This is a genomic window from Microcystis sp. M53603_WE2 (genome assembly GCF_030065435.1).
Genome location: NZ_JASJFF010000866.1, coordinates 1 through 5,771 on the forward strand (window position 1 = coordinate 1; position 5,771 = coordinate 5,771).

At 40.0% G+C, this 5,771-nt stretch carries 5 protein-coding genes and 1 tRNA gene; 1 reads left to right on the forward strand and 5 read right to left on the reverse strand.

Annotated elements, in window-relative coordinates; translation table 11 throughout:
* Positions 1-388: 388 nt before the first annotated feature.
* Complete coding sequence (locus PX481_RS18445; protein WP_288026736.1) at positions 389-784, forward strand: helix-turn-helix domain-containing protein; 396 nt, start codon at positions 389-391, stop codon at positions 782-784.
* Between the two features lie 209 nt (positions 785-993).
* Here the strand turns inward: PX481_RS18445 and PX481_RS18450 are convergent, their stop codons facing one another.
* The 5 genes from PX481_RS18450 to PX481_RS18470 all read right to left on the reverse strand — a co-directional run bounded on the left by PX481_RS18450 (position 994) and on the right by PX481_RS18470 (position 5,645).
* Positions 994-3,984, reverse strand: a complete 2,991-nt coding sequence (locus tag PX481_RS18450) for a type ISP restriction/modification enzyme (protein ID WP_288026738.1) — start codon at positions 3,982-3,984, stop codon at positions 994-996.
* 209 nt (positions 3,985-4,193) lie between these two features.
* Complete coding sequence (locus tag PX481_RS18455; RefSeq protein WP_265795881.1) at positions 4,194-4,301, reverse strand: BrnA antitoxin family protein; 108 nt, start codon at positions 4,299-4,301, stop codon at positions 4,194-4,196.
* Between the two features lie 363 nt (positions 4,302-4,664).
* Complete coding sequence (locus PX481_RS18460) at positions 4,665-5,000, reverse strand: HepT-like ribonuclease domain-containing protein (protein WP_002760267.1); 336 nt, start codon at positions 4,998-5,000, stop codon at positions 4,665-4,667.
* Complete coding sequence (locus tag PX481_RS18465; RefSeq protein WP_002760266.1) at positions 4,997-5,290, reverse strand: nucleotidyltransferase family protein; 294 nt, start codon at positions 5,288-5,290, stop codon at positions 4,997-4,999. The genes PX481_RS18460 and PX481_RS18465 overlap by 4 nt, the downstream gene beginning before the upstream one ends.
* 281 nt (positions 5,291-5,571) lie before the next feature.
* Positions 5,572-5,645, reverse strand: a tRNA-Pro gene (locus PX481_RS18470).
* Positions 5,646-5,771: the final 126 nt, after the last annotated feature.

The window sequence follows — 5,771 nt, forward strand, 5'->3', positions numbered from 1 at the left end:
GGTGGTCAACTACCTAATTTTCAGGGAAAAAGTACCTGAATTTTCCCCCGATCCCCGCAATGGCTGGCACTTTTTGAGGGGAAAAAAGTCCAAAAGTCTTATCCAACAAGGTTTTTAGATTTATTCAGCAGACCCTAGATAATAACATCTTTAGCGATCGCTTGGGTCGCGCCAGAAAACCCACTAAGCTAAGACGCATCTTAACCGCCTATCCTTAGATTAGCTGAATCTCCCCTTGCCCCCCGATGTGGGTGGTAGGGTTGATTCATGAATCAACCCTACCTTGAATCAACCCTAGTAGTTGAGCGGTAGGGTTGCCTCGTCTCAATTTTCTTTCTTTCTCACAAATATGAAGTATAATGTCATCGATAGCTAAACCGCACAAAAAATGAAATCCTATCCAGTAGAGTTCCGTCAGAAAATCCTCGACTGTTATTATAACGAACCCATCTCTCAAAGACAATTAGCGAAAAGATTCTGCGTAACCCTAAGTTTCGTACAAAAGCTTTTGAAACAATATCGAGAAACGGGAGATCTTCGACCGAAGACTTATCGATGTGGACGTCATTTAAAACTCACGCCAGAACAAATGCTCGTCCTCGGTACGTTAATTGAGGAAAATAATGACGCAACTCTAGCTGAACTATCAACACTATTCCTAGAAAGAACTGGTATAGTGTTAAGTGTGGCGACAGTGGCAAGAATAGCCGAACGCTTGAGAATAACCCGCAAAAAAAACTATACAACCACCCGCACAAGAGACAGAAAAACTACAACAACTTAGACAAGAATAGAAAGTAAGTGGGTGGGTGGAATTAAATATAAGATGAACGTAGGTTGGGTTGAAGCATGAAACCCAACGCCCGCTCATGTTACGCTACCGCTAACCCATCCTACAAATAATTATGCCTCCCTACTTAGGGTTTGCGGCAAAAAGTTTTTCTTGGAGGCAGGGTGTGGGGTGTAGAATAAGATTCCCCGGAAGCAATCTTTTTAATGTCTCATCGCTTCTATTATTTTCATGGTTTCGACGCTGACAGTACAGACTCGTTGTAATAAGTCAATTACTGTTTCTTTATAATCGGCAAAGCGATAGTTATTAAATCTTTCGGCGATGGTTTGATCTTTGGGTTTCTTTTCCTTATATTGATCTAAAATCCATTCTAAGGCCGAACGATTACCGAGTTTATATTCCCAAGCAATTTTGGGAATATCTTGTAGGAAAGTGACATCATCAAGGTTGATAGAATTTTTTTCTCGGTCAGCTTTTAGTTTAGTTTTCGGTTTGAGATTATTATTAGTATCAATGCGAGTTAGTGGGTAGGGTGCGACGGTTTCATAGTTGATATGTAATTCCATTAGTTTGCTTCCCCATTCTACCCATTGAGAGAAGTTATCATAAAAGGGAAGTCGCGGAAATTCTCGCTTGAGGTTTAATTCATATTTACTGCGATATTCCGGGTAGTGAAGGACTGCATAAGTGTAGTGGAAGATGTGGAGTTTGGTGATGGTTTTATCGTTGTAATGTTTTTGGAATTGTTGCAATCCCCAATCGGTGATATTATCGATGCGGTTTCCTTCTTTCTCGTAGTAGTAGAGGGGGAGACATTGAGTTTTTTCAAGTGTATCTAAACCAATTAATAAATCACAGGAAAGACAATGAAAAGGCTTGCTTGAACTAATGCCAGAAAAAGCTATTATCTTATTAAAAGACTTTAGATCTAATGAAAACATCTCGTAATGGTTTTCTGTCAATCGATGATTAAATAATTTTTCTGTGTATTGAAATTGCTTAAAATAAGGTCTATATAGAGATAATTGAATTAAATTATCATCGAAATCAGACTTTATTCGAGATTTCCAGAAATTCTCTAAAGAAGAACTCCACTTTATTGAAAAGTCTTGTAATTGATTTTCAACAGAGTAATTGTATTTTTCAATGAAAAAACTAATCTTATTTATTAAACTCTCTTTGAGAGAATCATATACCCACTCATCTCGATTGGTTACTACACCCAATGAAAACAACTTAAACACAGCTTTCTCAGACTTGCCACTTTTGACATCCTTATCAATCAAGGGTAGCAGTTGATAAAAGTCATTATCTGATTGATTGAGCCAATTATGTTTTTTATCTGGGATGATATGCTCAAAATCAAGCTGATTAAGTTTTGTCGATGACAAAAACTCTAATTTTTGCGCTGCTGTATCCAATTCAGGACGGCGAGTATATAAAATTCGACAAGGAAGATTATTACTTTCTCGCTTCACCATCAAACTAATCGCCACCCCCGTCTGAATACCGAAAACATTATGAGTTGTCCCTGAAAGTTTAGGATTTTTCCTGACATTACCACCTAAATCAATGATATAAATTTCACTAAACTCATTCTCTACTACTTTTCTAAATCCATCATAAGCCAACGCATCGATAAAAGAAGAGTTAGTAATAAACGCTATTATACCATTTTTATTTAATCGATCCGAAGCCCAACGAATAAAGCGAGTGTACATATCATAGACGACAATTTGATTCTGTGCCTTACCTTCTTTGATATAAGTATATTTAATGCACTTGTCAATCGCTTCATAACTTCGATTTGCATTACCTTGATTAAAATTCTCCTGCCTGGCATTATAAGGAGGATTACCAATAATTACAGAAATATTGCGGTCATTTTGATTATGAATCCGTTGGGTATTCTCCGCCGACATAGCAAACAAATCCATCTGCTTGATATTAGAAGCAGCATGGTCTAGGGTATCCACAAAACAGATATGCTCAAACTCCTCATACTCACCCATCTTCTGCTTGTAGGTGAACTCAATATTCAAATTCGCAATATAATAAGGCAGAATTGCCACCTCATTACAGTGCATCTCATGCTTATACTTGTACCGTAACTTATCCTTCGGTAAATACTCAATCAACTCCGTTATAAAAGTTCCTGTCCCCGTCGCCGGATCTAAAATTTCTACTCCTGGATCCGCCAACAACTTACCAAAATGCTTGTGGACTAAATAATCGACACTTTCAATCATAAAACGGACAATTTCATTGGGTGTATAGACAATTCCCAACCGGTCCGCCGCTTTCGGATTGTATGCTTTATAAAAATTCTCATAAATCGCCTTGAGAAATTTCTGCTTCTCGTGGTGGTTATAAATATTCGCCGCTGTCCGCCGAATTACCGCATAATAACGTTCAATAGTCCCTAAAGTATTGCGCTTGGTATTACCAGTAAAGAAAGTTTCAATCACTCCCTGTAATTCCCTGGCGATATTATTTTCCCGGTGAAACTGAGACTCATTAAAAATATTGATAAAAATATCCTCTGTCAGAATATGCTGAATAATCATCTCTCGCACATCTTCCAGACTAATTTCTGGATTGATTGACTTGCGACAAATCTCTAAAAAATTGTCCCGCGCTGTCACAAAATTCCGATTCGTCTCCGACTGCAACGCAATTAAACCCCGCAACGCTTCTAAAATTGTTGGTAAATCTTCCTTAAAACTAGCAATCGCCTCTCGAAAATCCTCAACCTCCGGACGTACATAATTAATAAAAGCATTAATAATCCCATCCAAAGCCTCATCATCGCGCATCGAGACGCGCAGTCTTTCCTCTCCTCCTTGAATTAAAACCGCCGTCTGGGAATCTTCAAATAAAATATTGTCATTGGGGTAGCCTTTCGCCAACTTCTTCTCAATTTCTTCATCTAAATTATCGTATTGATCCTTACTTTCCCAATATCCCCAATCTAACCGTAAAGCATCCTTAACCGTCCCGTCAGGATAGACAACTTTTCCCGACTTAGTGCGATAATCCAACTCCGGAATTAACAAAAAATCCCGCGCCTTGCAATAGTCATTTAACAAATTCTGAAAAGCGACTCTAATCGAAGTTTCCTTGCGACTGCCGCCATATTGGACAATCTTCTCAACTTCCGCCTGATACTGGCTGATTAATAATCTAGACATGGGCTTAGAGGAGGTAAATTAAGTAGTTATAATCAAAGAGAAGATAGATTTTGGACTCTGATCCCCCCTGCCCCCCCTGATAAGGGGGGTGCCGATAGGCGGGGGGATCTACCCTTGATAAGGGGGGTGCCGATAGGCGGGGGGATCTACCCTTGATAAGGGGGGTGCCGATAGGCGGGGGGATCTGACAATTTTTATTTCGATGTTTTTCACTGGTGCTGGCGTGCCATCACTTCCCGCAAGATATGGTCAATTCCTGTTTCATATCCCTTTCCTTGAGCTTTTAACCATTGTAATTGATCTTGACCTAGTTGAATAGCTAATTACTGCTTTGATGGCGAAAAAGATACTGTTTTTTGAGTAAAAAACTCATCACCTAACGGCGGCTCACGATTATTTGCCTTTCCTTATCTGGCAAAGTTTTAATTCGATTTCTCGGAATAAATAGCTGAAAATTTGTCAAAACGTCGTGCTTAGTAGATTGATTCATGAATCAACCTACTAAGTAGGTAGGCTTTAAAAATTATCAGATACCCCCCTTATCAAGGGGGGATTAAGGGGGGATCGACACCCCCCTTATCAAGGGGGATCCCCCCGCCTATCGGCACCCCCCTTATCAAGGGGGGCAGGGGGGATCGAACCTAAAACCCAACAGTTTTAAATAATTGGACTGGGTTTCGTCAAATCAATTCCTGTAAAATAGCTTCGATTTGTTGTTTTAGAGGAGGAATGTCATTTTCAACAATATCCCAAATAATCTCTAGATTGATACGAAAATATTCATGAATAGTTAAGTTTCTTAGATCGCTGGCATCTCGCCAAGGAACTTCGGGGTATCTTGCTTGAAATTCTTGAGAAGTTGCTCTAGCTGCTTCACCAATAATTTGTAAATGATAGACAATCCAAGTTTGAATTAATTCTTGTTGTTCAAACACGGTTTTTCCCTGTGGAGCATACTTTTCTACCCGCTCAATTGCTTCTAAAATATCCCGCAAGCGTTCGGTATCATCTCTCATAGTGGTATTGCTTCTTTAAGTACCCGCTCTCTGATTCTATCTTTAAGTCCCTGTTCGGTAACAATATCAACTTTGCAGCCTAACAAAGCTTCGAGTTCTCGAATTAACGGCAAAGGAAACCAGGGACTCCGACGTTCGCTACAATAATCAATTAATAAATCAATATCGCTTTTTTCGTCAGCTTCTCCCCGTGCGACAGAACCAAAGATTCGCACGTTATTTGCGCCGTGTTTAGCAGCAATAGCAATGATTTTTTCTCGTTTGTTTTTGAGTAATTCCTCAATTTTCATGATCTAAGTAGGTAGGCGTTAAAAGTTGTCAGACACCCCCCTTATCAAGGGGGGATTAAGGGGGGATCGGCACCCCCCTTATCAAGGGGGGATTAAGGGGGGATCGGCACCCCCCTTATCAAGGGGGGCAGGGGGGATCGGCACCCCCCTTATCAAGGGGGGATTAAGGGGGGATCGAACCTAAAATCCATTTTTAATTTAATTATAACCAGCTACTTACTGACAATTTTTAACACCTATCTACTTAACCATAGAACAGATTACACCTTGATTGTCTTTAATCGGGATGACAGGATTCGAACCTGCGGCCCCTTCGTCCCGAACGAAGTGCGCTACCAAGCTGCGCTACATCCCGAAAATTTTCAGCTAAATCATCATAGCATATTCTGCCTTGAGTGGGTCGAGACTTGCTAGGAGATTACAGATATAGGCAAAAATTATCGGAGTAGTTCAGGCGTGACGGTCAAACCAGAGTGGTTAC

Excerpts from the sequence above, each read along its gene's own strand:
- PX481_RS18445 (WP_288026736.1), top strand. The coding sequence starts at position 389 with ATGAAATCCTATCCAGTAGAGTTCCGTCAGAAAATCCTCGACTGTTAT.
- PX481_RS18450 (WP_288026738.1), bottom strand. The coding sequence starts at position 3,984 with ATGTCTAGATTATTAATCAGCCAGTATCAGGCGGAAGTTGAGAAGATT.
- PX481_RS18460 (WP_002760267.1), bottom strand. The coding sequence starts at position 5,000 with ATGAGAGATGATACCGAACGCTTGCGGGATATTTTAGAAGCAATTGAG.
- PX481_RS18465 (WP_002760266.1), bottom strand. The coding sequence starts at position 5,290 with ATGAAAATTGAGGAATTACTCAAAAACAAACGAGAAAAAATCATTGCT.